Annotated in this window: 24 protein-coding genes; 13 read left to right on the forward strand and 11 right to left on the reverse strand. The window is 49.2% G+C overall.

Annotated features, from left to right (window positions below; translation table 11 throughout):
- Nucleotides 1–7: 7 nt before the first annotated feature.
- On the reverse strand, nucleotides 8–1,846 hold the full coding sequence (gene typA / locus R3187_RS07415; protein ID WP_318966049.1) for a translational GTPase TypA: 1,839 nt from the start codon (nucleotides 1,844–1,846) through the stop codon (nucleotides 8–10).
- 347 nt (nucleotides 1,847–2,193) lie between these two features.
- Here typA and glnA point away from each other — a divergent pair, with 347 nt between their 5' ends.
- The 4 genes from glnA (at nucleotide 2,194) to glnG (ending at nucleotide 6,800) form a co-directional block, all read left to right on the forward strand.
- Entirely contained in the window at nucleotides 2,194–3,603 is a 1,410-nt protein-coding gene (gene glnA / locus R3187_RS07420; RefSeq protein WP_318966050.1) for a glutamate--ammonia ligase, read from the forward strand.
- Nucleotides 3,604–3,724: 121 nt separating this feature from the next.
- Nucleotides 3,725–4,240, forward strand: coding sequence for a DUF4124 domain-containing protein (locus R3187_RS07425; protein ID WP_318966051.1), 516 nt, complete (start codon nucleotides 3,725–3,727; stop codon nucleotides 4,238–4,240).
- A gap of 81 nt (nucleotides 4,241–4,321) precedes the next feature.
- Nucleotides 4,322–5,386, forward strand: coding sequence for a nitrogen regulation protein NR(II) (glnL, locus tag R3187_RS07430; protein ID WP_318966052.1), 1,065 nt, complete (start codon nucleotides 4,322–4,324; stop codon nucleotides 5,384–5,386).
- A gap of 4 nt (nucleotides 5,387–5,390) precedes the next feature.
- Complete coding sequence (glnG, locus tag R3187_RS07435; protein WP_318966053.1) at nucleotides 5,391–6,800, forward strand: nitrogen regulation protein NR(I); 1,410 nt, start codon at nucleotides 5,391–5,393, stop codon at nucleotides 6,798–6,800.
- 2 nt (nucleotides 6,801–6,802) lie between these two features.
- On the opposite strand, the gene R3187_RS07440 is transcribed toward glnG, so the two are convergent.
- Complete coding sequence (locus R3187_RS07440; protein ID WP_318966054.1) at nucleotides 6,803–7,279, reverse strand: Spy/CpxP family protein refolding chaperone; 477 nt, start codon at nucleotides 7,277–7,279, stop codon at nucleotides 6,803–6,805.
- A gap of 142 nt (nucleotides 7,280–7,421) precedes the next feature.
- Here R3187_RS07440 and R3187_RS07445 point away from each other — a divergent pair, with 142 nt between their 5' ends.
- The 3 genes from R3187_RS07445 to R3187_RS07455 are packed head-to-tail and all read left to right on the forward strand — an operon-like array spanning nucleotide 7,422 to nucleotide 10,509.
- The gene (locus R3187_RS07445) at nucleotides 7,422–8,117 is read left to right on the forward strand and encodes a response regulator transcription factor (protein ID WP_318966055.1); all 696 of its coding nucleotides are present in this window, start codon (nucleotides 7,422–7,424) and stop codon (nucleotides 8,115–8,117) included.
- 2 nt (nucleotides 8,118–8,119) lie between these two features.
- Complete coding sequence (locus tag R3187_RS07450) at nucleotides 8,120–9,499, forward strand: sensor histidine kinase (RefSeq protein WP_318966057.1); 1,380 nt, start codon at nucleotides 8,120–8,122, stop codon at nucleotides 9,497–9,499.
- A 20-nt stretch (nucleotides 9,500–9,519) separates the two neighbouring features.
- Complete coding sequence (locus tag R3187_RS07455; RefSeq protein WP_318966058.1) at nucleotides 9,520–10,509, forward strand: alpha/beta fold hydrolase; 990 nt, start codon at nucleotides 9,520–9,522, stop codon at nucleotides 10,507–10,509.
- A gap of 3 nt (nucleotides 10,510–10,512) precedes the next feature.
- Here the strand turns inward: R3187_RS07455 and R3187_RS07460 are convergent, their stop codons facing one another.
- Nucleotides 10,513–10,977 (reverse strand): tRNA (cytidine(34)-2'-O)-methyltransferase, encoded by a 465-nt coding sequence (locus R3187_RS07460; protein WP_318966060.1) that lies wholly within the window; start codon nucleotides 10,975–10,977, stop codon nucleotides 10,513–10,515.
- A gap of 169 nt (nucleotides 10,978–11,146) precedes the next feature.
- Between R3187_RS07460 and R3187_RS07465 the strand changes: the two genes are divergently transcribed.
- Nucleotides 11,147–13,009 carry a bifunctional diguanylate cyclase/phosphodiesterase gene (locus tag R3187_RS07465; protein ID WP_318966062.1) on the forward strand — a complete coding sequence of 621 codons (1,863 nt, stop codon included), beginning with the start codon at nucleotides 11,147–11,149 and terminating at the stop codon, nucleotides 13,007–13,009.
- On the opposite strand, the gene gpsA is transcribed toward R3187_RS07465, so the two are convergent.
- The 4 genes from gpsA to R3187_RS07485 are packed head-to-tail and all read right to left on the reverse strand — an operon-like array spanning nucleotide 13,002 to nucleotide 15,222.
- On the reverse strand, nucleotides 13,002–14,009 hold the full coding sequence (gene gpsA, locus R3187_RS07470; protein WP_318966064.1) for an NAD(P)H-dependent glycerol-3-phosphate dehydrogenase: 1,008 nt from the start codon (nucleotides 14,007–14,009) through the stop codon (nucleotides 13,002–13,004). The genes R3187_RS07465 and gpsA overlap by 8 nt on opposite strands.
- 4 nt (nucleotides 14,010–14,013) lie before the next feature.
- The gene (secB, locus tag R3187_RS07475; protein ID WP_318966066.1) at nucleotides 14,014–14,508 is read right to left on the reverse strand and encodes a protein-export chaperone SecB; all 495 of its coding nucleotides are present in this window, start codon (nucleotides 14,506–14,508) and stop codon (nucleotides 14,014–14,016) included.
- 19 nt (nucleotides 14,509–14,527) lie between these two features.
- On the reverse strand, nucleotides 14,528–14,785 hold the full coding sequence (gene grxC / locus R3187_RS07480; protein WP_318966068.1) for a glutaredoxin 3: 258 nt from the start codon (nucleotides 14,783–14,785) through the stop codon (nucleotides 14,528–14,530).
- Between the two features lie 2 nt (nucleotides 14,786–14,787).
- Complete coding sequence (locus R3187_RS07485; protein WP_318966069.1) at nucleotides 14,788–15,222, reverse strand: rhodanese-like domain-containing protein; 435 nt, start codon at nucleotides 15,220–15,222, stop codon at nucleotides 14,788–14,790.
- Nucleotides 15,223–15,385: 163 nt separating this feature from the next.
- On the opposite strand from R3187_RS07485, the gene gpmM reads away from it, so the two are divergent.
- From gpmM to R3187_RS07500, 3 genes are all read left to right on the forward strand, one after another.
- Complete coding sequence (gpmM, locus tag R3187_RS07490; RefSeq protein WP_318966070.1) at nucleotides 15,386–16,936, forward strand: 2,3-bisphosphoglycerate-independent phosphoglycerate mutase; 1,551 nt, start codon at nucleotides 15,386–15,388, stop codon at nucleotides 16,934–16,936.
- Nucleotides 16,937–16,947: 11 nt separating this feature from the next.
- On the forward strand, nucleotides 16,948–18,111 hold the full coding sequence (locus R3187_RS07495; RefSeq protein ID WP_318966071.1) for a murein hydrolase activator EnvC family protein: 1,164 nt from the start codon (nucleotides 16,948–16,950) through the stop codon (nucleotides 18,109–18,111).
- A 107-nt stretch (nucleotides 18,112–18,218) separates the two neighbouring features.
- Entirely contained in the window at nucleotides 18,219–18,992 is a 774-nt protein-coding gene (locus R3187_RS07500) for a divergent polysaccharide deacetylase family protein (RefSeq protein WP_318966072.1), read from the forward strand.
- Between the two features lie 65 nt (nucleotides 18,993–19,057).
- On the opposite strand, the gene rpoH is transcribed toward R3187_RS07500, so the two are convergent.
- From rpoH to ftsY, 4 genes are all read right to left on the reverse strand, one after another.
- Nucleotides 19,058–19,918, reverse strand: coding sequence for an RNA polymerase sigma factor RpoH (rpoH, locus tag R3187_RS07505; RefSeq protein ID WP_413229016.1), 861 nt, complete (start codon nucleotides 19,916–19,918; stop codon nucleotides 19,058–19,060).
- A gap of 128 nt (nucleotides 19,919–20,046) precedes the next feature.
- Nucleotides 20,047–21,027, reverse strand: a complete 981-nt coding sequence (ftsX, locus tag R3187_RS07510) for a permease-like cell division protein FtsX (RefSeq protein WP_318966073.1) — start codon at nucleotides 21,025–21,027, stop codon at nucleotides 20,047–20,049.
- Nucleotides 21,024–21,707: a cell division ATP-binding protein FtsE gene (ftsE, locus tag R3187_RS07515; protein ID WP_097112429.1), complete on the reverse strand. Its 684-nt coding sequence runs from the start codon at nucleotides 21,705–21,707 to the stop codon at nucleotides 21,024–21,026. The genes ftsX and ftsE overlap by 4 nt, the downstream gene beginning before the upstream one ends.
- A gap of 2 nt (nucleotides 21,708–21,709) precedes the next feature.
- Nucleotides 21,710–22,960, reverse strand: coding sequence for a signal recognition particle-docking protein FtsY (gene ftsY / locus R3187_RS07520; RefSeq protein ID WP_318966074.1), 1,251 nt, complete (start codon nucleotides 22,958–22,960; stop codon nucleotides 21,710–21,712).
- Between the two features lie 81 nt (nucleotides 22,961–23,041).
- Between ftsY and rsmD the strand changes: the two genes are divergently transcribed.
- Both rsmD and R3187_RS07530 read left to right on the forward strand, forming a co-directional pair.
- On the forward strand, nucleotides 23,042–23,635 hold the full coding sequence (rsmD, locus tag R3187_RS07525; RefSeq protein ID WP_318966075.1) for a 16S rRNA (guanine(966)-N(2))-methyltransferase RsmD: 594 nt from the start codon (nucleotides 23,042–23,044) through the stop codon (nucleotides 23,633–23,635).
- Nucleotides 23,636–23,770: 135 nt separating this feature from the next.
- Complete coding sequence (locus R3187_RS07530; protein ID WP_318966076.1) at nucleotides 23,771–24,595, forward strand: nidogen-like domain-containing protein; 825 nt, start codon at nucleotides 23,771–23,773, stop codon at nucleotides 24,593–24,595.
- The last annotated feature ends 22 nt before the right edge of the window (nucleotides 24,596–24,617 follow it).

Here is a 24,617-nt window from a genome sequence, read left to right on the forward strand (position 1 = left end):
AAAACGTTTACGCAGCCGGGCCTCGGCTGGCACGTTTACGGTCGTTTTCGGTTAAATGACGTTTCCGGATCCGGATAGATTTAGGAGTAACTTCTACCAGTTCGTCGTCGTCAATAAACTCCAGTGCCTGCTCCAGTGTATAGCGGATTGGCGGCACCAGGTTAATTGCTTCATCAGTACCTGAAGCGCGCACGTTGGTTAATTGTTTGCCTTTTAAGCAGTTAACCGTTAAGTCGTTGCTGCGGCTGTGAATACCGATAACCTGACCTTCGTACACTTCCTCGGCATGACCAATAAACATTTTACCGCGTTCCTGCAATGAGAAAATAGCGTAACCGGCTGCTTTTCCGACGGCATTAGAGATCATTACGCCGTTCATTCGCTGGCCGATGTTGCCACCTTTGTGCGGACCGTAGTGGTCAAATGTGTGGTACATCAGGCCGGTGCCTGAAGTGATCGTCATAAACTCAGTACGGAAACCAATTAAACCACGGCTTGGCATGTTGAAATCCATCCGGATCCGGCCTTTGCCGTCTGGCTGCATATTGGTCAGATCGGCTTTACGATCTCCCATCCGCTCCATAATGGCACCCTGATTTTGCTCTTCACAGTCGATGGTGACGTTTTCCATCGGTTCCATTTTCGCGCCATCAACTATTTTCATGATAACTTCAGGACGTGAAACAGCTAATTCGAAACCTTCGCGCCGCATATTTTCGATTAATACACCTAAGTGTAATTCACCGCGGCCGGATACTTTAAACTTGTCACCGTCTTCCGTCTCTTCAAACCGCAGTGCTACGTTATGCTTCAGTTCATGCGTTAAGCGCTCTAAAATCTGGCGGGAGGTAACAAATTTACCTTCTTTACCGGCGAACGGTGAAGTATTTACCTGAAAGGTCATAGTCACTGTTGGCTCGTCTACCTGCAGTGCCGGTAAGGCTTCCACTTTAGTGGTGCTGCAAATGGTGTCAGAGATTTTCAGCTCACCAAGACCGGTAAAGGCTACGATATCCCCAGCTTGTGCTTCGTTGGTTTCTATCCGTTCCAGCCCTAAGTAGCCAAATACCTGGCCTACTTTGCCGTTACGCTTGCTGCCGTCGGCACCAACAATTGTGACTTGCTGGTTAGGCTTCAGGCTACCGCGTTTAATCCGGCCAATACCAATAATACCCAGGTAGCTGGAGTAATCGAGTTGCGACACCTGCAACTGGGTTTCACCATTCAGTTCAACTGCAGGCGGTGCCACATGCTTAACAATGGCTTCGAATAAATCGGTAATATCCGGCTTCGGCTCATTGTAATCCAGCGTGGCCCAGCCATTTAATGCTGAAGCGTAAACAATCGGGAAATCAAGCTGCTCATCGGTGGCACCTAAGTTGTCGAACAGATCGAATACCTGATCGATAACCCAATCCGGACGGGCACCCGGACGGTCAATCTTATTTACGACCACTATCGGCTTTAAACCATGGGAGAACGCTTTCTGGGTAACGAAACGGGTTTGCGGCATCGGGCCGTCGACAGCATCGACCAACAGCAACACCGAGTCGGCCATTGATAATACCCGCTCTACTTCACCACCGAAATCAGCGTGACCAGGGGTATCCAGAATATTAATGTGATAACCGTTCCAGCGTACCGAGGTATTTTTTGCCAGGATAGTAATACCGCGCTCAGACTCCTGAGCATTGGAATCCATCATCCGCTCCTGCAACTTGGCCCGGGCATCAAAGGTGCCTGATTGTTGCAACAATTTGTCTACCAGGGTGGTTTTGCCGTGGTCGACGTGCGCGATGATGGCAATATTACGCAGTTTATCTAAAGTTGACGCGGTAACGCTCATGAATCAGTATCCTCTGTGGCACTAGATGACCATAATGACCACCAGGCAAACGCTTTTCAAAAGTAAAGGGCGCATATTCTACTCTTTTTTTTCGCAGAAAGAAAAAGACCTTATCATCATTGCCGTTTTTTTTTTAATCAGGGCCGGAAATTCAGCTACACTTGGCAGTTATTACGGCGCACCACAAACGGGCAGCCTGGCACCAATTTGGTGCATAACAGTAATTCCTTGGTAAAGAGCCAACAATAAAACAAGTAAAATCAATACACTTATATATTGGCATACATCTGGCATTTAACAGGGCAATCACTAATTCAGTGTTCAAATCGGGTCAATTGGAGGAATGCATGTCTGCATCGGAAGTATTAAAACTAATCAAAGAAAACGACGTTAAATTCGTAGATTTACGTTTTACCGACACCAAAGGTAAAGAGCAGCATGTCAGTATTCCGGTAAGTCAGGTCACTGAGGAGATGTTTGAAGACGGCAAAATGTTTGATGGCTCTTCCATTACCGGCTGGAAGGGGATCAACGACTCCGATATGATTCTGTTACCAGACGCCAGTACAGCAGTGCTGGATCCCTTCTTTGAAGAAACCACCTTAAATGTAACTTGTGATGTTATCGAACCCAGCACCATGCAGGGCTACGACCGCGACCCGCGTTCTATCGCCAAACGTGCTGAAGAATATTTAAAATCGACCGGTATCGCTGATACTGTGTTGTTTGGCCCTGAGCCAGAGTTTTTTATGTTCGATGATATTCGTTTCGAAACTACCATGGCCAGCTCGTTCTTTAAGATCAACTCAACCGAAGCGGCCTGGAACTCAGGCACTGTTTATGAAGACGGCAACAAAGGCCACCGTCCAAGCGTTAAAGGTGGCTACTTCCCGCTACCACCGGTAGATTCAGGTCATGATATCCGTAGTGCTATGTGTATGGTGCTCGAAGAAATGGGCCAGGTGGTTGAGGCTCACCACCACGAGGTGGCTACCGCGGGCCAGAATGAAATTGCAACCCGCTTCAATACCCTGACCAAAAAAGCCGATGAAGTGCAGCAGTTAAAATACGTTATCCACAACGTAGCCCATTTATACGGCAAAACAGCTACTTTTATGCCGAAGCCACTGGTTGGCGATAACGGTTCAGGTATGCACTGCCACCAGTCACTGGCCAAAGACGGTGTAAACCTGTTTGCCGGTGATAAGTATGCAGGTTTATCAGAAATCGCGCTTTACTATATTGGCGGTATTATTAAACACGCTAAAGCGATCAATGCCTTTACTAACCCATCAACTAACTCTTACAAGCGTCTGGTGCCACATTTCGAAGCACCGGTAATGCTGGCGTACTCAGCCCGTAACCGGTCTGCGTCTATCCGTATTCCGTTGGTGCCAAGCGCCAAGGCCCGCCGGATTGAATGCCGCTTCCCGGATCCGGCTGCTAACCCTTATCTGGCCTTTACCGCTCAGTTAATGGCAGGCTTGGATGGTATCCAAAACAAGATCCATCCTGGCGATGCGATGGATAAAGATTTGTATGACTTACCGGCTGAAGAAGCAGCAAATATTCCACAGGTTTGTACTTCGTTAGATGAGGCGATGGACGAGCTGGACAAAAACCGCGCTATCTTTACCAAAGGCGGCGTGATGTCTGATGCGATGATCGATGCCTATATTGCGATTAAGCGTGCAGAATCTCGTCGCGTGTCGGTAGCAGTGCATCCACTGGAGTTTGAACTGTATTACAGCGTCTAATCAACGCTTACTGAAATCAGGCCCACTTGTGTGGGCCTTTTTTTTGTAGAATTCTTTATTAAAGCGCGCTAAAGTGTGATGACAATTAATAAAATGCAACATCAATGGATTTGACAAGCACATGAATAAGTTACTGTTGTTATTAACTTTGCTGATAATCATGCTGCCATTGCAGGCGCAGGAAAAGCGCATTTTTGTCACGAAAGACGCAAATGGTGTTTTAGTATTTTCTGATAGCCCGCAACCAGGTGCAGAAGAAGTCAACCTGACCAGTCGTCCAAATATTATGGAGTCGACCGGTACTAATCTGCCCGACAGAAAACCAGTAGAACCCGAACCCTTTAAAATTGAGATTGTCCAGCCGGAAAACCACGGCACTGTGCGTGATAACACCGGCTCTGTATATGTATCTGGCCGTATCACCCCGATGTTTAAACGTGGCTTGCAAGTGCGGTTGGTTGTAGATGGTACCCCCCTTAGTGAGCCGCAGAATAAAGCCACTTTTATCCTGCGGGATGTAAACCGCGGTGAGCATACCTTGCAAATGGAATTGTTTGATCAAAGCGGCAAGCTTATTGCAACCAGTCCTGTCACAACCTTCTATCTTCACAGAGCGTCGGTAATTAACCCCAATTAGGGCAGCCCAGGCTGTATTTCGGCTCAAAACCGATTACACTGCCAGTCACCTGCACTAATTTGGTGCAACAGAGGTGGCAGTGTGACAATCCAAAGCAAACAACCTGACTTTATGGCTCTTGCCGAACAGCTCACCACCGCGGTGTTGCTGCTCGACAGTGATTTAATGCTGCGTTATTTTAACACTGCCTGTTGTGCTGTCATGGGTCTGGGCGAAAAGCGCTTGACCGGTCAGTACTTTCCCGGCTTATTTCAGCATCTGGATATCAAGGCCAGCCATCTGACTGCAGCACTTAGCAGTAAACAAGGCTTTAGTGTCAGTGATGTACAAGCCGTATTACTGGATGGCCGCCACCTGTTGTTTGATATTTCGCTGACGGTCAGTGAAGATCCGGCCAACCATTTGCTACTCGAATTACGCCAGGTAGACCAACAGCGAAAAATCAGTATGGAGAGTCTGCAGCAACATCAGCATCTGGCAGCGCGGGAGCTGATCCGTGGTCTGGCCCATGAAATTAAAAACCCATTAGGGGGTTTACGTGGTGCGGCCCAGCTGTTGGAAGAGTCACTGGATGAGGAGCAGAAAGAATATACCCAGTTAATTATTGCCCAGGCTGATCGCTTGCGTAACCTGGTTGACCGCTTACTGGGCCCTTACCGACCGCCCCAGAAAGTTACTACTAACCTGCATCAGGTTATTGAACAGGTTTTGCAACTGGCCCAGATGGATAACCCGGCGAAAGCCCGCTTCAGCCGGGATTATGATCCCAGCATTCCGGATTTCAGCTTTGATCCCGAATTAATCGAACAGGCGTTACTTAATATTGTCCGTAACGCACAGCAGGTTCTGCCTGATAACGGTGCAATATGTCTGCAGAGCCGGATTTTGCATCAGCACACCCTGAACGGTAAACGCTACAAACTGGTCGCTTTTATCAAGGTTATTGATAACGGCCCCGGGATCCCAGCCGAAATTAAAGATACCTTGTTTTATCCAATGGTCAGCGGCAAAGCCGGTGGCACCGGTCTTGGCTTGTCCATTGCCCAGACACTTATCCACCAGCATGGCGGCTGGATAGACTGCGACAGCTGGCCTGGCCAGACTGAATTTACCTTATATTTGCCTATCTCAGACACGGAGGAATAACGCAATGAGTGATACCGTCTGGATTATTGACGACGATAACTCAATTCGTTGGGTGTTAGAAAAGGCATTAAGCCGCGCTGATATTCAGTGCGAAAGCTTTGCATCTGCCGATTTAATGCTGCAGCGGCTGGAATATGAACAACCAGCTGTTGTGGTGTCCGATATCAGGATGCCCGGCACTGATGGCATGGCATTACTGGCCAAACTGCAAACGCTCGCCCCGGAGCTACCGGTTATCATTATGACGGCGCATTCTGATTTGGACAGTGCTGTTAATGCCTTTAAACGGGGCGCGTTTGAATATTTGCCAAAACCTTTTGATGTCAATGATGCTGTTGCCCTTATCAGCCGGGCGTTACAACACAGCAACAGCCAGCGGGCCAGACAAAAACCGCAGGTTAGCAGTATAACTCCGGAAATTATCGGCGAAGCCCCGGCGATGCAAGAGGTATTCAGGGCTATTGGCCGACTGGCCCGTTCCAGTATCAGCGTACTGATTAATGGTCAGTCAGGCACCGGTAAAGAACTTGTGGCGCGGGCTCTGCACAAACACAGCCCCCGCTGTGAGCAGCCATTTATTGCTCTGAATATGGCCGCTATTCCAAAAGATTTAATTGAATCAGAACTGTTTGGTCATGAAAAAGGCGCTTTTACCGGCGCCAATAATTTACGCAAAGGCCGCTTCGAACAGGCAGATGGCGGTACCTTATTTCTGGATGAAATTGGCGACATGCCGCTGGATGTGCAAACCCGCTTATTGCGGGTGCTGGCCGATGGCCAGTTTTACCGGGTCGGGGGGCATCAGGCCGTTGGGGTTGATGTCAGGATTATTGCCGCAACCCATCAGAACCTGGAGCATCTGGCACAGGAAGGTAAGTTTCGGGAAGATTTATTCCACCGGTTAAACGTGATCCGGGTCCATTTACCGCCGCTGAAAGACCGGAAACAGGATATCGCCAGGCTGGCGCAGCATTTCCTGCAACAAGCCGCCAGAGAGCTGAATGTAGAAGCGAAAACCCTGACCAAAGAAGCTGAACAATTTTTAAGTCAGCTGGAGTGGCCGGGTAATGTTCGTCAATTAGAAAACAGCTGCCGTTGGCTGACGGTGATGGCAAGCGGTAAGCACATTGTGGTTGCCGACCTGCCGCCTGAACTTACCCAGCCGGCCAGAACAAATCAGAAGCCGGCGACAGCAGATAGTGGCGACTGGCAAACTCAGCTGGCCAGCTGGGTGGAAGATAAACTCAGTGCTGGTGAACAGAACATCCTGGCCGAAGCCAGCCCTGCATTTGAGCGGATTGTACTGCAGCAGGCGCTGCACTTTACCCGCGGCCACAAACAGGAGGCGGCCCGTTGCCTGGGCTGGGGCCGCAATACCTTAACGCGTAAACTTAAGGAACTGGAAATCGAATAACCTTATTGGTCGGCTGCCATTTTATGTTTCTGGCGCCAGTTAAGTTTACGTTGTTGCTGCTCGCTGACCAATTGCTGGCGCTGCTCTGGTGTCAGTAACTGGTATACCTGATGGCGTAATTGCAGCTGCGCCAATCGCTGCTGCAGGCGTTGCTGCTGTTGTTGTTGCAACAACTCGGTAGCGGCTGTTTCATCAAAGTAGTCAGCCCGGACCAGCTGGCGCAGGGAAGTACGTATTTCCGCACTGCCGGCGCGCTCAGGTTTACTGGCCTTATGCTCTTTCATCAGCAGTTGCAGCTGTTGTTGTTGGGATGCAGTAAGTTCAAGTCCGGCCAGCATTTTCTGGTATGAAAAACTACCCCGTTGCATCTTATAAGACTTGTCTGCCTGCTCAGGCTTGCTATGATGCCCGGCATTGGCATGAGCTGTTGCAAACAGCAAGCCGGCAACGGCTGACAGTAACGTTATTGCTTTCATCATTTATACTCCGTGGTTATGACCCTGACAGCATAGCGGCTTAACTGCAAAGTAATGCAAAGTCCGGGTAAAGATTCGGTAAAGACACTGGTGGCCAGGTCTGCATTGAATACACTGAACAAGAACGAGTGGGTAAGGAATGGCTATGACTGCAATTTTAATGATCGATGATGATGTTGAATTATGTCAGTTAGTTGCCGATTACCTGGCGATGGATGGTTATCAGATTGACATGGTGCATGATGGGGTAAGCGGGCTTAGCCAAGCTCAGACCGGCCACTATCAGCTGGTATTACTGGATGTGATGTTGCCCGGCCTCGATGGACTTAGCCTGTTAAAAGCCCTGCGCCATGATAATTATTGCCCGGTCCTGATGCTGACTGCCCGCGGTGACGACATTGACCGGATCATCGGTCTTGAACTGGGTGCAGACGACTATCTTGCCAAACCATTTAACCCACGGGAGCTGCAAGCCCGGGTAAAAGCTATTTTAAGGCGGGTAGAGCTGGCCCATCACGATATTAATCAAACGACGCCGTTACTTGAAGTAAATCAGGTAACACTGAACCCGCGCAATCGTCAGGTGCAGTGCCGGCAGCGGGATGTCAGCCTGACGGCAACCGAATTTCAGTTACTGGAAATGCTGATGCGCCATGCCGGTCAGCTGGTAAGCAAAGAACAGCTGAGCCAGCAGGTGTTAGGCCGACGCTTGCAACTGTATGATCGTAGTCTGGATATGCATATCAGTAATATCCGGAAAAAACTCAGTCAGTTCGCCAATGATGAAAAAATTCAGACGCTACGCGGCAGCGGTTACTTATTCTTAACAGGGCCGGTCTGAAGATGCTGCGCTGGTTAAACCCGATTAATTCACTGGCTGGGCGGATCTTTGTCTGGTTCTGGCTGGTATTGGTGTTAACTGTGGTTTTAACCTTAGTGATTTCACGCAGTCTGAGTGAGCCAACTGATATTCGCCGACTACCGTCACCGCTAAGCCGCCAGTTACAAAGCCAGCTGGCGCCCTTGGCACAAAGTGCTGACCGTAACCGTCTGTTACAACTACTGGCTGCTGATAAGCGCAGCAGCTGGCTGGTAGTTAATAACGTGGACCAGCAACTATTGAACCCGGAGGCGTTGCCCGACGGGTTTGACCCGCACTGGTTAACAGAACTTGCTCAGCTTAACCGGCCCCGTTTGCTGCGCCATCGCAATGTTTATCTGGCCGGGCCCTTTCTTATTGAAGTGGCCGGCGAGGAACTGGCACTCTATCAGCAACGTCAAAGACCACAGCGGCCCTGGTGGAGCATGCGGGCGCTGTCCGAGCCAGTATTAATATTGTTGCTGCTGGCGATATCTGCTTCGGCCAGTTTTATTCTGGCTGTATCTATCTCAAGACCTCTTCGCGAGCTGTTACAGCAGAACCTGGCTTTCGCCTCTGGCAAACTCAGCAGCCGGGTCAGCAAGCTGGCGAAAAGACGCGATGAGCTGGGCCAGCTTGGTCGCAGCTTTAATACCATGGCCGAACAGATCAGTGATTTACTGCAAAACCAACAACGATTATTACGTGATATTTCGCATGAATTACGCTCTCCGCTGACCCGGGCTCAGCTTGCGCTTGGCCTGGCAGACCAGCAACAAAACCTGCAACAGTTACCCAGACTTAAACAGGAACTGGAACGTATCGATGCTATGCTGGACGAACTGCTGACCTTCAGCAGACTTGATGCCGGCCAATATCAGCTGGACATCAGCCCTTGTGATCTGACGGCAATACTATCGGAATTGATTACACTGAATCGGGTAGAAGCGGACAGCAAGCAGCAACAGCTGCAACTCGATGCCCCCGGGCCATTATGGCTTGATGCCGATGGGAGGCTGTTATGCCGGGCGCTGGAAAATATTCTGCGAAATGCCATTAAATACAGTCCGGCTGGCAGCACTATTCATCTCAGTGCAGAGCAACAAGCCGGGTATCTGACTGTAGAGATCACCGATCAGGGACCCGGTTTGCCCGATGCTGAGCTTGCGGCAGTGTTCCAGCCCTTTTACCGGGTAAGCGACAGCCGTAACCAGCAAACCGGTGGCACTGGCCTTGGCCTGGCTATTGTTGCTAAAATTGTCCGTCAGCATGCTGGTACGGTACAGGCACTAAACCGCCATCCCGGTTTATCTGTCCGGGTAACATTACCCAGAGCAGATGCAGCAGGGAGGCAACCCATATGATGCTACCGGTTAGGGCAAACATGGCTGTACAGCCGCTTACAGAGCGATGGCAACAGCAGTTGCAGCCGCTATGGCAGCAGTTTGTCCATGCGGATTTGTACAGCCGCGATCAGACCCGTTTGAGCTACAGTTATTATCTGGCTGCCGATAAGGCCCATGCTGTAGTGTTCAGCACGGGCCGGGTTGAAATGGCAGTAAAATACATTGAGCTGATGGAAGAATTTATCACTGCCGGCTACAGTGTGTTTATTCTTGACCATCGTGGTCAGGGCGGGTCTGCCAGGTTACAGCCCGACCCTCATCTTGGATATGTTGCTGACTTTGCAGACTATGTCTGTGACTTTAACCAGTTTGTTACTGAAATCGTTTTGCCCTCTGGTCATCAGCAGCATTTGCTGCTCGCTCACTCAATGGGAGCCGCAATAGCCTGTCGCTATCTGCAACAGTATACACATCCGTTTCGCGCTGCCATTTTCGGCTCTCCGATGTTTGGCCTGCATGCCGGCAGAGTGCCCTCTGTGCTGGCCAGCATGCTGGTCACAGGGTATGGCTGGTTCAGAACGAAACTAAAACAAGATAACCGGCAATATTTCCCCGGACAAAGCCGCTATCAGCAAAAACCTTTTGCCGGTAATCCGCTGACCCACTGCCCCGAACGGTATCACTGGATGCAGCAACTGTATCAGCTGTATCCTGACAGCCAGCTGGGCGGTGTCAGCTGGGCCTGGCTCTCTCAGGCAATCACGGCCATGGCTGATATTCAGCGAAAAGCCGCAGAATTCAATGTCCCGGTGCTACTGTTGCAAGCCGGTACAGATAAGATTGTCAGCAACCGGGCGCAGAACAGCTGGTATCAGCGTTTACCGGCGACACTTTACAAGCAACGGACTATTCTGGCGGGGGCGCATCATGAAATCTGGATGGAACAGGACAACATCCGTCAGCAAGCCTTTGCTGCTGTTAATCAGTTTCTGGCGGGGCTAACTGGCCGCATTAACCGAACAGAGTAAGCGTTATACACCGCCGGCAAAATTGTGCTGCCGCCAGGCTTCATAACAGACGATCGCCACAGTATTGGCCAGATTCAGGCTGCGGGCGCCCGGTTGCATCGGCAGCCGGATCCGCTGGCCGACAGGAATGCTATCACGCACGGCATCTGACAAGCCTGCGGTCTCAGAGCCAAAAAGTAATACATCATCCGCCAGAAATTGTTGTTGCTGATAAGGCTGACTACCTTTAGTGGTTAGTGCCAGGATCCTTTTACCGGCCATCGCAGTGGCAAAACTGTGATAATCAGCATAACGGCTAACGTTGGCCAGATCATGATAATCCAGCCCGGCCCGGCGCAACTTTTTTTCTTCAAAATCAAAACCCATCGGTTCAATAATATGTAAACGACAACCGGTATTAGCTGCCAAACGGATTATATTTCCGGTATTAGGTGCGATCCTGGGTTCAAACAATGCAATATGAAACATAACAGCCGCTGCGACAGAAACAAAGGGGGTTAATTTACACGCTGTACTGACGAAATTAAAGCAGTTAACACGACAGAGCTGGCGAAAATATCATCATTTAATTTGCTTAAAGGCAGGTATGACGGCTATATTTACGCAGTATTGTATACACTACAAGGACGTTTTTGTTATGCCACTGTCAGGTTGGCTGTGTTTTGTTGCCCTGTTGCCGGCCTTTTCGGTCCGGGCTGCTATTGCCGATGGGCTTCCAGCTCCCCCGGTTACCTTACTGCTTACTTTTATGGCGGGTTTTGCTGTTGCAGGCACGGCAGGCTGGTGGCGTTTGCAACAACAACGGGCCAGACAAAAGTCCCAGCAAAAATTTCTGCGACAATTACTTACTGATACCAGTGCGCTGGTTGCGGTACTCGATCAGGATTGCCAACTTTTAGTAGCGAGTAATGTACTGGAGAAAATTGCCCAGCGTCAGAATCTCTGTCACTGTATGTATTTTGACCCTGTTGCAAAACAAAAGGCCTGGCAGGATATTCAGCCGGTACTAGACCAACAACGAAGCTGGCAGGGAGAGGTATGGTGGCAGCTGAAAAACGACTTGCTCGCTGTCAATCTGACCATCACCCAAAGCAATAATTCGGCATGGCCTGCAGCCCGCTATTTATTAGTTGCTCAGGACATCACAGAACGCAAAAGAGCTGACCAGCAACAGTTAAATAACCTTACCCGGGACCCGCTTACCAGCCTGCCTAACCGGATTATGCTCGAGGAACAACTCGCCGCATATATCGCCTGCTGTACAACCCTTTACCCGGCTACCGCTTTGTTACTGGTGAAATTCAACCAGTTACTGAGCGCTGAACCGACAGCTGCCGGCCAAAGCAGTGCCAGACAGATCGCAGAGGCTGCAGAAGGATTACGCCATGCTATTGCCCCCCAATTTACTGTTGGCCGTTACAGCAGTGACAGTTTTGCAATACTAGTGCCCCCCCATTTATGTACTGCGCCGGTTGAGCTACCGTTAAACCAACTGGCACACCAGATATTATTGCAGATAAGTCAATTTAACATTATAAGCAGCACTAGTCAGGTCTATGCCAGTATAGGCATCAGCCGCTTCCCGGAAGATGGCGCAGATGCCACAGCTATCATGCACAGTGCCGAGCGGGCAGCACAGCAAGCAGCTCGTAGTGGCACCAGCCAGTTCTGTTTTGCTGACAGCAAACTACAACAGCATGCAACTGAGTATCTGACGCTGCAAGCTGAGCTCAGTAAAAGCCTGAATCATGAAGATTTTATTGTATATTATCAGCCCCAGTTGAGTATCAGCAGCAACCGTGTTGTTGGCTATGAAGCTTTGCTTCGCTGGCATAACCCAAAACGGGGCATTATGCAGCCGCAGAGTTTTCTGGCACTGGCAGAGCAGAACGGTATGATTGTTACGCTGGACAGGTTAGTATTCCGGCAAAGTTGTCAGCAAATAAACCACTGGTTGCAAACCAATCAACTTCGGGGTCGGATTGGCTTGAATATTTCTGTACAACATTTTCAGCAAACCAATTTTGTTGATTATCTCAGTAACTGTCTGAGTGAATACAAAGTAGCGGCCGATCATTTTACCCTGGAGCTGGACGAAAGGATTTTCCAGCAACCTGTTGCCGGCCTGCAAAGCAGGTTGAATGCGCTTAGCGATGCAGGTTTTCATTTGCTGATGGACAACTTTGGTGATGGTGTTTCTTCGCTTACTTCGTTACGCCAGTTGCCGTTGCATGGTGTCAAAATTGCTCGCAGTCTGATAAACCAGATGGAACAGAAAGAGCAGCAGCGCAATATTACTGCCAGCTTAATCCGGTTGGCAGGCTATCTGCAGCTGGAAGTTACGGCCAGTGGCATAGATAATGAAATGCAGGCTTATCTGTTACATGTGATGGGTTGTGATAAATTGCAGGGCAATTTGTTCAGCAAAGCAGTGCCAGCCAGTGAGATACCGGCACTACTGGCAAAAGAAAATAAATTGATCAAAAAAGCAGCTAGTTAACTTCGTCACGCTTCTCGCGGCCAAGCAGGTCAACCGCAGCCAGTTTGACGTCTTTATTCTGATACAACACCTGATAAATCTGCTCTGAAATCGGCATTTCAATACCGACCCGCCGGGCAAGGTTAAATACCTCTTTCGCGTTACGATAGCCTTCGACAACCTGACCGATGGTTGCCATCGCATCGTCAACCGTTTTACCCTGACCCAGCAGTAAGCCAAAACGGCGATTGCGGGATTGGTTATCAGTGCAGGTCAGCACTAAATCACCCAAGCCTGCCATGCCCATGAACGTATCTTTCTGAGCACCCAGGGCACAGCCCAGCCGGCTCATTTCAGCCAGTCCCCGGGTAATCAGGGCAGTTCTGGCATTGGCACCAAAACCAATACCGTCTGCCATGCCAGCGCCAATAGCGATAACATTTTTAACGGCGCCGCCCAACTGGACTCCGATAAAGTCAGGGTTTGTGTAAACCCGAAAGCTTTTCGCGCAGTGCAACAAATCTGACAAACGACTGATAAATTGCTGATCTACTGACGATAACGTGATGGCGGTAGGCATACCTGCGGCCATTTCTTTGGCAAAAGTAGGGCCTGACAGCACTGCAAGGGCGACCTGCTCACCAAGAATTTCCCGGGCAACATCCTGCAACAGCCGACCACTTTCCGGCTCCAGCCCTTTGGTGGCCCAGGCCACTCTGGCATTAGCAGATAAAAAAGGTTTAATTTGCTTCAGGGTATCCGCAAAAGCATGGCTGGGCACCACGACCAGTATATCGCGACTACTTTGCACTACCTGCTGCAGATCATCACTGACAGTCAGACTGTCAGGTAGCCGGATATCAGGCAGATATTTTTGATTACAACGTTGCCGCTGTATTTGCTCAATATCCTGACTATTCCGCCCCCATAGAGTAATAGGATTACCATTGCGGGCCAGACAAATGGCAAGGGCAGTGCCATAAGACCCTGCCCCCAGCACTGCTATGGCTGCAGTATTCATCAGCTTAAGCGTCAGCTCTTACGTCCTGGCCTTCGGCCTGACGCTTTTGCAGATACTGTGCAAATAGCGCGTCAAAATTGACCGGTGCCAGATTCAGTTGCGGGAAAGTACCACGATTAACCAGACTTGATACTGCTTCACGGGCATAAGGGAACAGAATGTTCGGGCAGAAGGCCGCTAACATATGCGCCAATTGTGCTTCTTCCAGCTCACCGATTGAGAAAATACCGGCTTGCTGTACTTCGCACAGAAATGCAGTTTCTTCACCAACCATCGTGGTCACGGTTAATGACAGCGTCACCTGATATACACCGTCTTCTACTTTTTCGCTACGGGTGTCTAAATCCAGTTTAACTTCTGGCTTCCATTCTTTGCGGAAGATTGCCGGCGCATTTGGCGCTTCGAACGAAATATCTTTAACAAAAATGCGCTGAATAGCAAATTGTAAACCCTGTGCCTGTTGCTCGTTTGCAACACCATTTGCCTGTTGTTCGGCCATGAATAATTCCTAGTTTAAGTTATGCGTTTAACAGTGGATCGAGCTTGTTTGCTGCATGCAGCGCAAACATATCATCACATCCACCAATGTGGGTTGTACCAATAAAAATTTGTGGCACCGTTGAGCGACCATTCGCTTTATCAATCATTTCGGCACGACGCTCTGGCTGCTCATCAATTTTCACTTCCAGATAAGCCACCTGTTTCTGATCAAGTAACGCCTTGGCGCGAACACAATAAGAACAATATGCCTTGGTGTAAATTATCACTTCAGCCATGCTTACCTCTTAGATTTAACGACCGGCAGACTGGCACCCGTCCAGGCACCCATTCCGCCCTGCAATACAGCCACGTTAGTAAAGCCTTGTTTTGTCAGAGCAGCAGCCGTTTTCTGGGCTGTCATCCCGGCCTGACATACCACAATAATGGGAGCATCTTTTTGTTTTTCAAGTCCGGCAAGCTGTTGCTCAGTGATCTGGCTGGCAGACAGCTGCCGGGCACCGGTTATATGGCCTTTTTTAAAATCATCTTCACTGCGGGTATCAACTACTACCCCATCCTGCCGATTTACCAGCATCGTCAGCTCGGTCGGTGACACCTGCCGGATAGCGGAGAAACGGGATTTTATCCAGCCGCCGACTATCAATAAAAAAATTACAACCCAGGCCAAACTCAGTAAAGGGTGATTAGTTACAAACTCGGTAAACTGCGCCATAGTGCTACATTCTTACTCAGAACCAATTAAAGTGGCGTGAGTATAACGATATTGTTGCAAGAAAGCAGCCCTAAAACGGCCAATCCGGACTGGAGAAAGTTAGAAAAAGCGGTAAGATACTAGCCTCGCTTGAATGTTCAGCAAAATCAGAAACGGAGTCAGCATGAGTCATCCCAAAAAGCCCCTGGTATTATTAATTCTTGATGGCTGGGGATACCGCGAACAAACTGCCAGTAACGCCATTGCGCAGGCCAATACACCAGTAATGGATAAATTGTGGCAGGACTATCCGCATAGTCTTATTTCCGGCTCCGGGCTGGATGTCGGTCTGCCAGAAGGTCAGATGGGAAACTCAGAGGTTGGTCACGTTAACCTGGGTTCAGGTCGGGTGGTATATCAGGATTTTACCCGGATTACCAAAGCGATTAAGGACGGTGATTTTTTTCACAACCCTGTATTGGTTAATGCAATAACCGCTGCTAAAAATAACAGCAAAGCGGTACATATTATGGGCTTGCTGTCTGAAGGTGGCGTTCATAGTCATGAAGATCATATTCTGGCAATGATTAAGCTGGCCGAACAACAAGGTGCCGGCCCGATTTATCTACATGCCTTTTTAGACGGCAGAGATACCCCACCGCGTAGTGCCGAAGCGTCCCTTGCCAGAGTTGCCCAACATTTTGCCGCTAGTGGTAGTGGCCAGATAGCCTCTGTTATTGGTCGTTACTACGCGATGGACCGCGATAAACGCTGGGACAGAGTGCAACATGCTTACGATTTACTCACTCTGGGCAAGGCGGAATTTACAGCCACTGATGCCGTTGCAGCACTGCATGCTGCCTATCAGCGGAACGAGAACGATGAGTTTGTAAAAGCCACCGCCATATTGACCGCTGATGGTAAACCGGTGCAAATGGCCGATGGCGATGCATTAATATTTATGAATTTTCGCGCTGATCGCGCCCGTCAGTTCAGCCGGGCTTTTACCGAGGCCGATTTTGCCGGGTTTACCCGGCAGTACCAGCCAAAACTCAGCAGTTTTGTTATGCTGACAGAATATGCAGCCGATATAGATGCTCCCTGCGCTTACCCGCCTGAAGCACTGAATAATGTCCTGGGTGAGTGGCTGGCCAAGCATAATAAAACCCAGCTGCGGATCTCCGAAACAGAGAAATATGCCCACGTTACCTTCTTTTTCAGTGGAGGCCGGGAAACGGAGTTTACCGGTGAAAGTCGTATTTTAGTGCCATCACCTGCTGTTGCCACTTATGATCTGCAACCAGAAATGAGTTCAACTGAGCTGACTGACAAACTGGTTGCGGCCATCCATAGCGGTGACTTTGACGTAATCATCTGTAATTACCCCAATGGCGATATGGTAGGTCATACCGGCATTATGGCAGCCGCTATCAAAGCAGTAGAGGCAGTAGACCATTGCGTTGGCCGGGTGGTCGAAGTCTTGCAGCAGGTGGGGGGCGAATGTTTAATCACTGCTGATCATGGTAACGCAGAGATGATGCAGGACCCAGGATCAGGCCAGGCTCACACCGCTCATACCAGTGGTCCGGTGCCACTGATTTATGTCGGCCGGCCGGCCATTGCAGTTGAAGGGGGCATTTTAAGTGATATTGCTCCGACCATGTTGCAACTGTTGGGGTTACCTAAACCGCCAGAAATGACCGGCAAAGTGCTGATGCAACTTAAGCAACGCTAGCCCGGCACCTGATGAAAAACCGCTTTTACTTTTCAGCTCACCGCCAGCCTTTATGGCTGCTGGTACTCTGTTGTACGCTTAGCAGCATGCCCGTCAGCGGCCGTCAGCAAGCTGAACAGCAGCAGGAGCTTGAGCAGGTACAACAACAGATTAAAACGACAGAGCGCCAGTTAAAGCAACAACAACAGCAACTGAATAAAGCAGAACAGCAACTTCAGCAATCGGACAAGGCACTGGCCAGAGCATCTGCTGAACTGCAGCGAACCGAGCAACAACTTGCCGGCATTGAACAACGTGGCCAGCAGCTGACTCAACAGCAACAGCAATTGCAGCAGGATTTGCAGCAACAGCAAAGTCAGCTGGCCGCACAATTGAAAAGCGCTTACAGCCTGGGCCAGCATGACTATACCCGGATGCTGTTAAATCAGCAGGATGCCAGCAAGCTGGAGCGGGCGCTGACTTATTATCAGTACTTTAACCGGGCAAGGGTTAAACAGCTGGCAGAAATAAATAAAACCGTTTTACAACTGGAGCAGATTAAACAGCAACTGGCCGAACAGCAGCAGCAGTTGACAATGACCCTGAACGAACAGCAGCAGCAGCAGCAACAACTGCTGGCGGTAAAAGCTGAGCAACAAACTGCAGTCAGTCAGTTGCAACAGTTACTTAAGGAGCAGGGTAATCAGTTAAGTTATTTGCGCCAGAATGAAGCGAGCTTACAAAATACCATTGACCAGTTGCGGGCGCTGGCAGAGCGTAGCCTGGAGTTGCTGGGCTTAACTGCCAATAAAGGCAAACTACGTTGGCCGCTGAACGGCGCTTTGCTGCAGGGTTTTGGCGAAAACCGGCAGGGCGGTATGCGCTCCAGGGGAATTTTAATAGGCGGCCGGGAAGGTAATCCGGTACAGGCTATTGCGGATGGCCGGGTAATTTATGCTGACTGGTTAAAAGGTTATGGCTGGGTCATTGTGTTGGATCACGGCGAAGGTTTTATGAGCTTATATGGCCACAATCAGAATATTTTAAAGCAGCCGGGTGAGCAAATTATTGCAGGTGAAACGATAGCTCTGGTTGGCATGAGTGGCGGCCAGGCCAATGCCGGCCTGTATTTCGAGATCAGAGAAAAAGGCGATGCCGTTAACCCGTTGTCCTGGTTGAGTAAAAACAAAGGGTAAAAATGACTTGCGACCAGGGATGGCATACGCCAATATAACAGCAAATAACAGGACGATCTGCCCCTACCCGCTGTCAGACTGGACGGGTAAACAGGAATAATAACAGCGTGCGTAAAACTTTATTTTGGTTGGTATTGGCGGGATTGCTTAGCGTAAAAGCCCAGGCAGAGAAACCCCGTATTGCCATTATTATCGACGATATCGGCTACCAGAAAGCTGACTTAAAAATGGTATCGTTACCCTATCCGCTCACTTTATCCGTATTACCCCATACCCCCTATGGTCCAAAATCTGCGCAACTGGCGTTTTCACAACAAAAAGACGTTATGCTGCACATGCCAATGGAAGCCAATAATCACAAAAGTCTGGGACCTGGCGCCCTTACCCGTGATATGAGCCGCCAGCAAGTGCGAGACGCGCTGCAACAGGCATTGGCTGATATTCCTTATGCCATCGGCGTTAACAACCATATGGGCAGCCTGTACACCGAACTGGACCAGCCTATGGCCTGGACCATGGAATATCTGCGGCAACGTCAGCTATTCTTTGTTGACAGTCTGACGACCCCGCAAAGCAAAGCCAGATTATATGCCCGTCAATATGGGGTGGCCAGTTTAAGCCGCCATGTATTTCTGGATAATGAGCTGTCTGAAGCGGCTCTGCAACGTCAGTTCCAGCAGTTGCTGCAGATAGCTAAGCGCCATCAGGTGGCTATTGCCATTGGCCATCCTTATCCGCAAACTTATGAATTTCTAAAGAAAAATCTACCGTTACTGAACAAGCATGGTATTGAATTAGTCAGGATCTCAGCATTGTTGCCACGGGAGCATGATGTTGTTGCTGCCGGCTTTACTGCACCGGCTATCTCTGCACCACAATAATTTCCTGTTATATTTCTATAAAAAAACCTGCCACGGCAGGTTTTTTTATCTGGTTTTTGCATTAATCAGCTTAAAGCTGAATGCAATTTCTTCATCGCGTTTTTTTCAAGCTGACGCACCCGCTCTGCAGACACCTGATAACGCTCGGCCAGCTCCTGCAAGGTTAACTTGTTATTGTCCAGCCAGCGGGCCCGAACGATATCCTGACTGCGGTCATCCAGCGTTCGCATGGCTGCCTGCAGACGATCTGCGGCGGCACTATCCCACTGCTCATCTTCAACCTGGACGGCCAGATCGGATGCTTTGTCCTGCAGATAATAAACAGGTGCGGTAAACGCAGCGTCGTCATCTTCGTCCGGCGCATCATAAGGCATGTCATAATTACTCATCCGGGATTCCATTTCCCGCACTTCATGCTCTGCCACGCCAAGTGACTCGGCAACATGTCTGACTTCGTCCTGATTAAACCAGCCTAAATGCTTTTTCGCTTTGCGCAGATTAAAGAATAACTTTCGCTGTGCTTTAGTGGTGGCAATTTTAACAATTCGCCAGTTTTTCAGCACATACTCATGGATTTCAGCTTTAATCCAGTGTACCGCAAAAGACACCAGTCTCACTCCGACTGTCGGGTCAAAGCGTTTCACAGCTTTCATCAGACCAATATTGCCTTCCTGCACTAAATCACTGATAGGCAGACCATAACCTGAATAACTGCGGGCAATGTGCACCACAAAACGCAGGTGAGACATAATAAGCTGGCGGGCAGCTGATAAATCACCATCCTGCTGCAAGCGCTCCGCCAGGCTGCGTTCCTGCTCAGCAGTTAACATCGGAATGGTGCTAACAGCATGAGTATAAGCCTCAAGACTGCCGCTGGCAGCGACGGTAAGCGGCATAAATTCTGTTTTATCTGCTTTCATTGTCATGTTTTGCCAATCCTGTTTCAATCGAATGCCACCATATTAGCACTCTTTACGCTAGAGTGCTAATTGTGGACTAAAAGTTTTTCAGACCGGGTTATTCTAAAAACGACTCTCTAATATGTAATTGTTATTTAAGGCCCGGTAGGCTCTATCGCGCTGATATGACGGCGCACTGACAAATAGGACCCTGCCAGGCCGAGGAATATAGCGATCAGTAGTAAACCAATAAACTCATTGAAACTCATTGCCATTAATCTGAAATCACTTTGATATAGCGCGGTTACGTTGCTGATTGCACTTTGCAGCCACCACAACATTAACTCGACAACCAGAAATGCCAGCAATCCGCCAAAAACACCGAACCAGACACCGGTATATAAGAAAGGCCGCTGAATAAAGGCATCAGTAGCCCCAACCAGCTTCATTACCTCAATCTCATCTTTTTTATTCATAATCGACAACCGGATAGTGTTGCCAACAATCAGCAGCACCGCACTTAACAGCAGCAGGGCGATAATGGCCACCGCCTGCTGCAACATACTGACAATAGCGTTCAGCCGGGTTAACCAGTCAATATCCAGCTTGGCAAAGTCTACTATCCGCTCATTGCTTAGCCGCTGCAACAGGGTCTGAGCTGCATCAGGCGCTGTGTTTTTGGGTAACACCCGGATGACATCAGGCAGCGGATTAGTATCCAGATAATTCAGCGCTGCACCAAACCCCGATATTTCCTGAAACTCTGTCATAGCCTGTTGTTTGCTGATAAAAATAACCTGAGCAATGTCGCGATCGGCCTGCAAAATAGCGACCAGGCTTTGCACCTGATTAGCCGGAGTTTGCTCACGAATATACAAACTGATTTCTGCTGCCTGGGTAAAGCTACTGCTGATTTGCTGCATATTTTTTACCAGCAAATGCAGCGTTGCCGGTAAGGTTAAACTGACGCCCAGCACGGCAATGGTTAAGATCGAAGCAGAAGGGGTTCGCCATAACTCACCCAGACTGGCCACCGCCTGCCGGGCATGATTAAGCCAGAACATGATAAAGCGACGCAGTAAGCCAATTTTTTTGGCCGCAGCCCCGGTTGCTCTGCCGGTAAACAAAATACTCATACCGGCTCCTGATATTGTAACAAACCGTCGTTAATCATCCGGCCATGCTTCAACGTCAGTGTGCGGTATTTCATTCTTGCGACCAGTCCCAGATCATGGGTAGCAACCAATACCGATACCCCTACCTGATTAAAAGCTTCAAAAACCCGCATCGTGTCTTTTGATAAATCCGGATCCAGGTTACCGGTAGGCTCATCCGCTAATAACAGCGGCGGCTTATTAACCACCGCCCGGGCAATACCCACCCGCTGTTGCTCCCCGCCCGATAAGGTGGCCGGTAAACAACGAACTTTATCCAGCAAACCCACTTTGTCCAGCGCAGCATGTACCCGTTTTACCATCTCTTTGCCAGTAAAGCCCTCTATCACTAAAGGCAAGGCAACATTATCAAATACTGTATGGTTCATCAGCAGCCGGTGGTTCTGAAAAATAATCCCGACATCACGTCGCACATAGGGGATCTGGCTGCGTTTAATCCGGCTTAACTCAATATCATTAATTAACACCCGGCCAGCACTGGGACGTTCAATCAGGCTGATCAGTTTTAACAACGTACTTTTGCCCGCGCCAGAGTGGCCGGTCAGAAAGGCCATTTCGCCTTTCTCCAGCCGGAAACTGATGCGGTCCAGCGCCACAAAACCACCGGGATAGCTCTTACTGACCTGATCAAACTGCAGCATGATTAGTGATCCTTACTAAACAAGGCTTTAATAAAGTCCTGACTGTTGAATTGGCGTAAATCATCTATTGCCTCTCCGACAGCAATATAACGGATAGGTACCGCGAACTGATTGGCTATTGCGAAAATAACCCCACCTTTGGCAGTGCCATCCAGTTTAGTCAGGGTGATACCGGTCAGCGGCACGGCCTCATTAAACAACTTTGCCTGGCTCAGGGCATTCTGACCGGTGCCGGCATCAAGGGTCAGCATCACCTCATGCGGTGCCGCACTGTCAATTTTCTGCAGCACCCGGACAATTTTTTTCAGTTCTTCCATTAAATGAGCTTTATTTTGCAAACGACCAGCCGTATCGGCAATTAAAATATCTACTTTACGGGCCTTCGCTGCCTGATAGGCATCAAAAATAACTGAAGCGCTGTCTGCACCGGTATGCTGGGCGATAACCGGTATCATATTGCGCTCGCCCCAAACCTGCAGTTGCTCTACAGCAGCAGCCCGGAAGGTGTCTCCTGCGGCCAGCATCACTGATTTACCCTGCTGGCGGAACTGTTGGGCCATTTTGCCGATAGTGGTAGTTTTACCAACACCGTTGACCCCGACCATTAAAATAACAAAGGGACCAGCCGGATTACTGGCTACCAGTGGTTGCTCAACTTTAGCTAATAAGGCTGCCATATCCTGTTGCAACTGGTTAAACAATAAACCGGCATCTTTTAAGGCTTTGCGATTGGCATGCTGGGTCAGATCAGTAATTAGCTTCTGAGTGGTATCCATACCCACATCTGCCATCAGTAGCTGGGTTTCAAGTTCTTCATACAGTTCGTCATCAATTTTCTTGCCACTGAACAACCCAGCCAGGCCATCGCCCAGATTCTGGCTTGTTTTCGACAAACCTTGTTTCAACCGGGTAAAAAAACCGGCTTTTTTAGCGGGCGTCGCTGCCGGCGGCTGATGGCTAACGACATCGGCGGGCGTTTGACTGACCACTTCAGTGCTGCCTGCAGAACCACCAGCATCTGCCGAATTCGGCGCAGCAACCGGCGTGCCGGCCTGTTCAGCCTGCTGTTTTTCTGACAGTACCGGCGCTTCAGCCGCCGTTTCTGGCTCTGCTGATTGTTGCGCTAGCGGATCATCCGGCTTTATCTCAGCGTCTTTCTCTGGCGTTTCAGCCGGTTTAGTCTGCTCAGGTTGGGATTCTGCTGTTTTTTTACCCAGGCCAAGCCAGGAGAAAAGATTTTTCTGTTTTGTCATAAGCTTTTGTGTCGAAGGCAATATTCAGGATAAAATTGCTGCTAATACTATCACCTTTAACTCACAGGCAAAACGGAAACGATGAAACAAGCTAAAACCGCCAGCAGCAAAACCGGCCAACCCGGCTTTGTCCGGATTATCAGCGGTCAGTGGCGGGGCCGTCGCCTGCCTGTTGCCGACGTAGCCGGTCTGCGGCCAACAACGGATCGGGTTAAAGAAACCTTATTTAACTGGTTAATGCATGACATCAGTGACAGCGCGGTACTGGACTGTTTCAGCGGTTCCGGCTCACTTGGCTTTGAAGCGCTGTCGCGTTATGCCGGTTTTGTCACCCTTATAGAAAAAGACCCGGCACAAGCCAGACGCCTGCATGCGTTACTGGCCACTTTTCAGGCAAGTCAGGCTGAAGTCATTGCCAATGACTGTTTGCGTTATCTGGCACAGCCGGCAAACCGGCAGTATCAAATCGTGCTGATAGACCCTCCCTTCCGGCAAAATCTGGCACTGCCCTGCTGTCAACTGCTGGAGCAACACGGCTGGCTTAGCGACAATGCGTTAATTTATCTTGAAACTGAAAAAGAATTACCACTATCCGGCGTGCCTGCCAACTGGAAGCTACTGAAAGAAAAAGTAGCAGGCCAGCTGGCATACCGGTTATGGTTAAAATCGACCTAACTGTCAACTTTTCTTACACCAAACTACCGGTAAACTGTAATTATCCATATTTTTCAAATGGTTATAATATGGCCTGATATTTGCTGCGGCAAGTCTCCAATATTGTACCAATTTGTAAAAAAGGACTTACTTATAATGAGAATTAAAAATGTTGCGTTAGCTGCAGTGTTCACGTTGACAACCGCTTTTGCCAGCCACGCAAGTATTATTGAACCAGGCTTCAATGGCTCAACTCTGGCACCGAATGATGATGGTTCAACGGGTGCTGTTAATATAGGATTTGATGTTAACTTCTTTGGTCTTACATTTAGCCAGTTATTCGTAAATAACAACGGCAATGTCACGTTCGATAGTACTCTCAGTTCATTTACTCCGTTTGACTTGACGTCAACAGGTAGACAAATTATCGCACCTTTTTTTGCTGATGTTGATACCAGAAATGCTGGCGACACGGTCACTTATGGTATGGGTTCTTTTGCCGGGATGATGGCTTTTGGGGTAAACTGGTTGAACGTTGATTACTTTTCCAGCAACACAGAACATACTAACCGCAATAGTTTTCAGCTAATACTGGTAGACCGTTCAGACGTCGCCACCGGCGATTTTGATATTATCTTCAACTATGATCAAATCCAGTGGGAAACCGGTACAGCAAGCGGTGGTGATGCTAACGGCCTTGGTGGAAATTCTGCCCGCGTAGGTTACTCTAATGGTACCGGTGATAGCGGCAGCTTTTTTGAGTTGGCAGGTTCAGCTGTGAACGGTGCGCTGTTAGATGGCGGCAGTAATTCGTTAGTCAGTAATCGCTTAAACAGCGATTTTGATGGACGTTATATTTTTAATGCACGCAGTGGTACCATAGTTGTCCCTCCTACCAGCGTGCCTGAAGCTCATGCATTTGCCATATTTGGTTTAGGCTTGATGTTGATCATGGCCGTGCGTCGCAGACAAAACCGTTAATTTAACCGCGGATAGCAAAAGG

Source organism: Arsukibacterium sp., from assembly GCF_033721375.1.
GTDB lineage: Bacteria > Pseudomonadota > Gammaproteobacteria > Enterobacterales > Alteromonadaceae > Alishewanella.

Excerpts from the sequence above, each read along its gene's own strand:
- ftsY (WP_318966074.1), bottom strand. The coding sequence starts at position 22,960 with ATGACAAAACAGAAAAATCTTTTCTCCTGGCTTGGCCTGGGTAAAAAA.
- R3187_RS07485 (WP_318966069.1), bottom strand. The coding sequence starts at position 15,222 with ATGGCGCAGTTTACCGAGTTTGTAACTAATCACCCTTTACTGAGTTTG.
- R3187_RS07425 (WP_318966051.1), top strand. The coding sequence starts at position 3,725 with ATGAATAAGTTACTGTTGTTATTAACTTTGCTGATAATCATGCTGCCA.
- R3187_RS07495 (WP_318966071.1), top strand. The coding sequence starts at position 16,948 with ATGAAAAACCGCTTTTACTTTTCAGCTCACCGCCAGCCTTTATGGCTG.
- rpoH (WP_413229016.1), bottom strand. The coding sequence starts at position 19,918 with ATGACAATGAAAGCAGATAAAACAGAATTTATGCCGCTTACCGTCGCT.
- R3187_RS07530 (WP_318966076.1), top strand. The coding sequence starts at position 23,771 with ATGAGAATTAAAAATGTTGCGTTAGCTGCAGTGTTCACGTTGACAACC.
- R3187_RS07460 (WP_318966060.1), bottom strand. The coding sequence starts at position 10,977 with ATGTTTCATATTGCATTGTTTGAACCCAGGATCGCACCTAATACCGGA.
- R3187_RS07445 (WP_318966055.1), top strand. The coding sequence starts at position 7,422 with ATGACTGCAATTTTAATGATCGATGATGATGTTGAATTATGTCAGTTA.
- R3187_RS07440 (WP_318966054.1), bottom strand. The coding sequence starts at position 7,279 with ATGATGAAAGCAATAACGTTACTGTCAGCCGTTGCCGGCTTGCTGTTT.
- rsmD (WP_318966075.1), top strand. The coding sequence starts at position 23,042 with ATGAAACAAGCTAAAACCGCCAGCAGCAAAACCGGCCAACCCGGCTTT.
- glnA (WP_318966050.1), top strand. The coding sequence starts at position 2,194 with ATGTCTGCATCGGAAGTATTAAAACTAATCAAAGAAAACGACGTTAAA.
- gpmM (WP_318966070.1), top strand. The coding sequence starts at position 15,386 with ATGAGTCATCCCAAAAAGCCCCTGGTATTATTAATTCTTGATGGCTGG.
- typA (WP_318966049.1), bottom strand. The coding sequence starts at position 1,846 with ATGAGCGTTACCGCGTCAACTTTAGATAAACTGCGTAATATTGCCATC.
- R3187_RS07465 (WP_318966062.1), top strand. The coding sequence starts at position 11,147 with ATGCCACTGTCAGGTTGGCTGTGTTTTGTTGCCCTGTTGCCGGCCTTT.
- R3187_RS07455 (WP_318966058.1), top strand. The coding sequence starts at position 9,520 with ATGGCTGTACAGCCGCTTACAGAGCGATGGCAACAGCAGTTGCAGCCG.
- grxC (WP_318966068.1), bottom strand. The coding sequence starts at position 14,785 with ATGGCTGAAGTGATAATTTACACCAAGGCATATTGTTCTTATTGTGTT.
- secB (WP_318966066.1), bottom strand. The coding sequence starts at position 14,508 with ATGGCCGAACAACAGGCAAATGGTGTTGCAAACGAGCAACAGGCACAG.
- ftsX (WP_318966073.1), bottom strand. The coding sequence starts at position 21,027 with ATGAGTATTTTGTTTACCGGCAGAGCAACCGGGGCTGCGGCCAAAAAA.
- gpsA (WP_318966064.1), bottom strand. The coding sequence starts at position 14,009 with ATGAATACTGCAGCCATAGCAGTGCTGGGGGCAGGGTCTTATGGCACT.
- glnG (WP_318966053.1), top strand. The coding sequence starts at position 5,391 with ATGAGTGATACCGTCTGGATTATTGACGACGATAACTCAATTCGTTGG.
- R3187_RS07450 (WP_318966057.1), top strand. The coding sequence starts at position 8,120 with ATGCTGCGCTGGTTAAACCCGATTAATTCACTGGCTGGGCGGATCTTT.
- ftsE (WP_097112429.1), bottom strand. The coding sequence starts at position 21,707 with ATGCTGCAGTTTGATCAGGTCAGTAAGAGCTATCCCGGTGGTTTTGTG.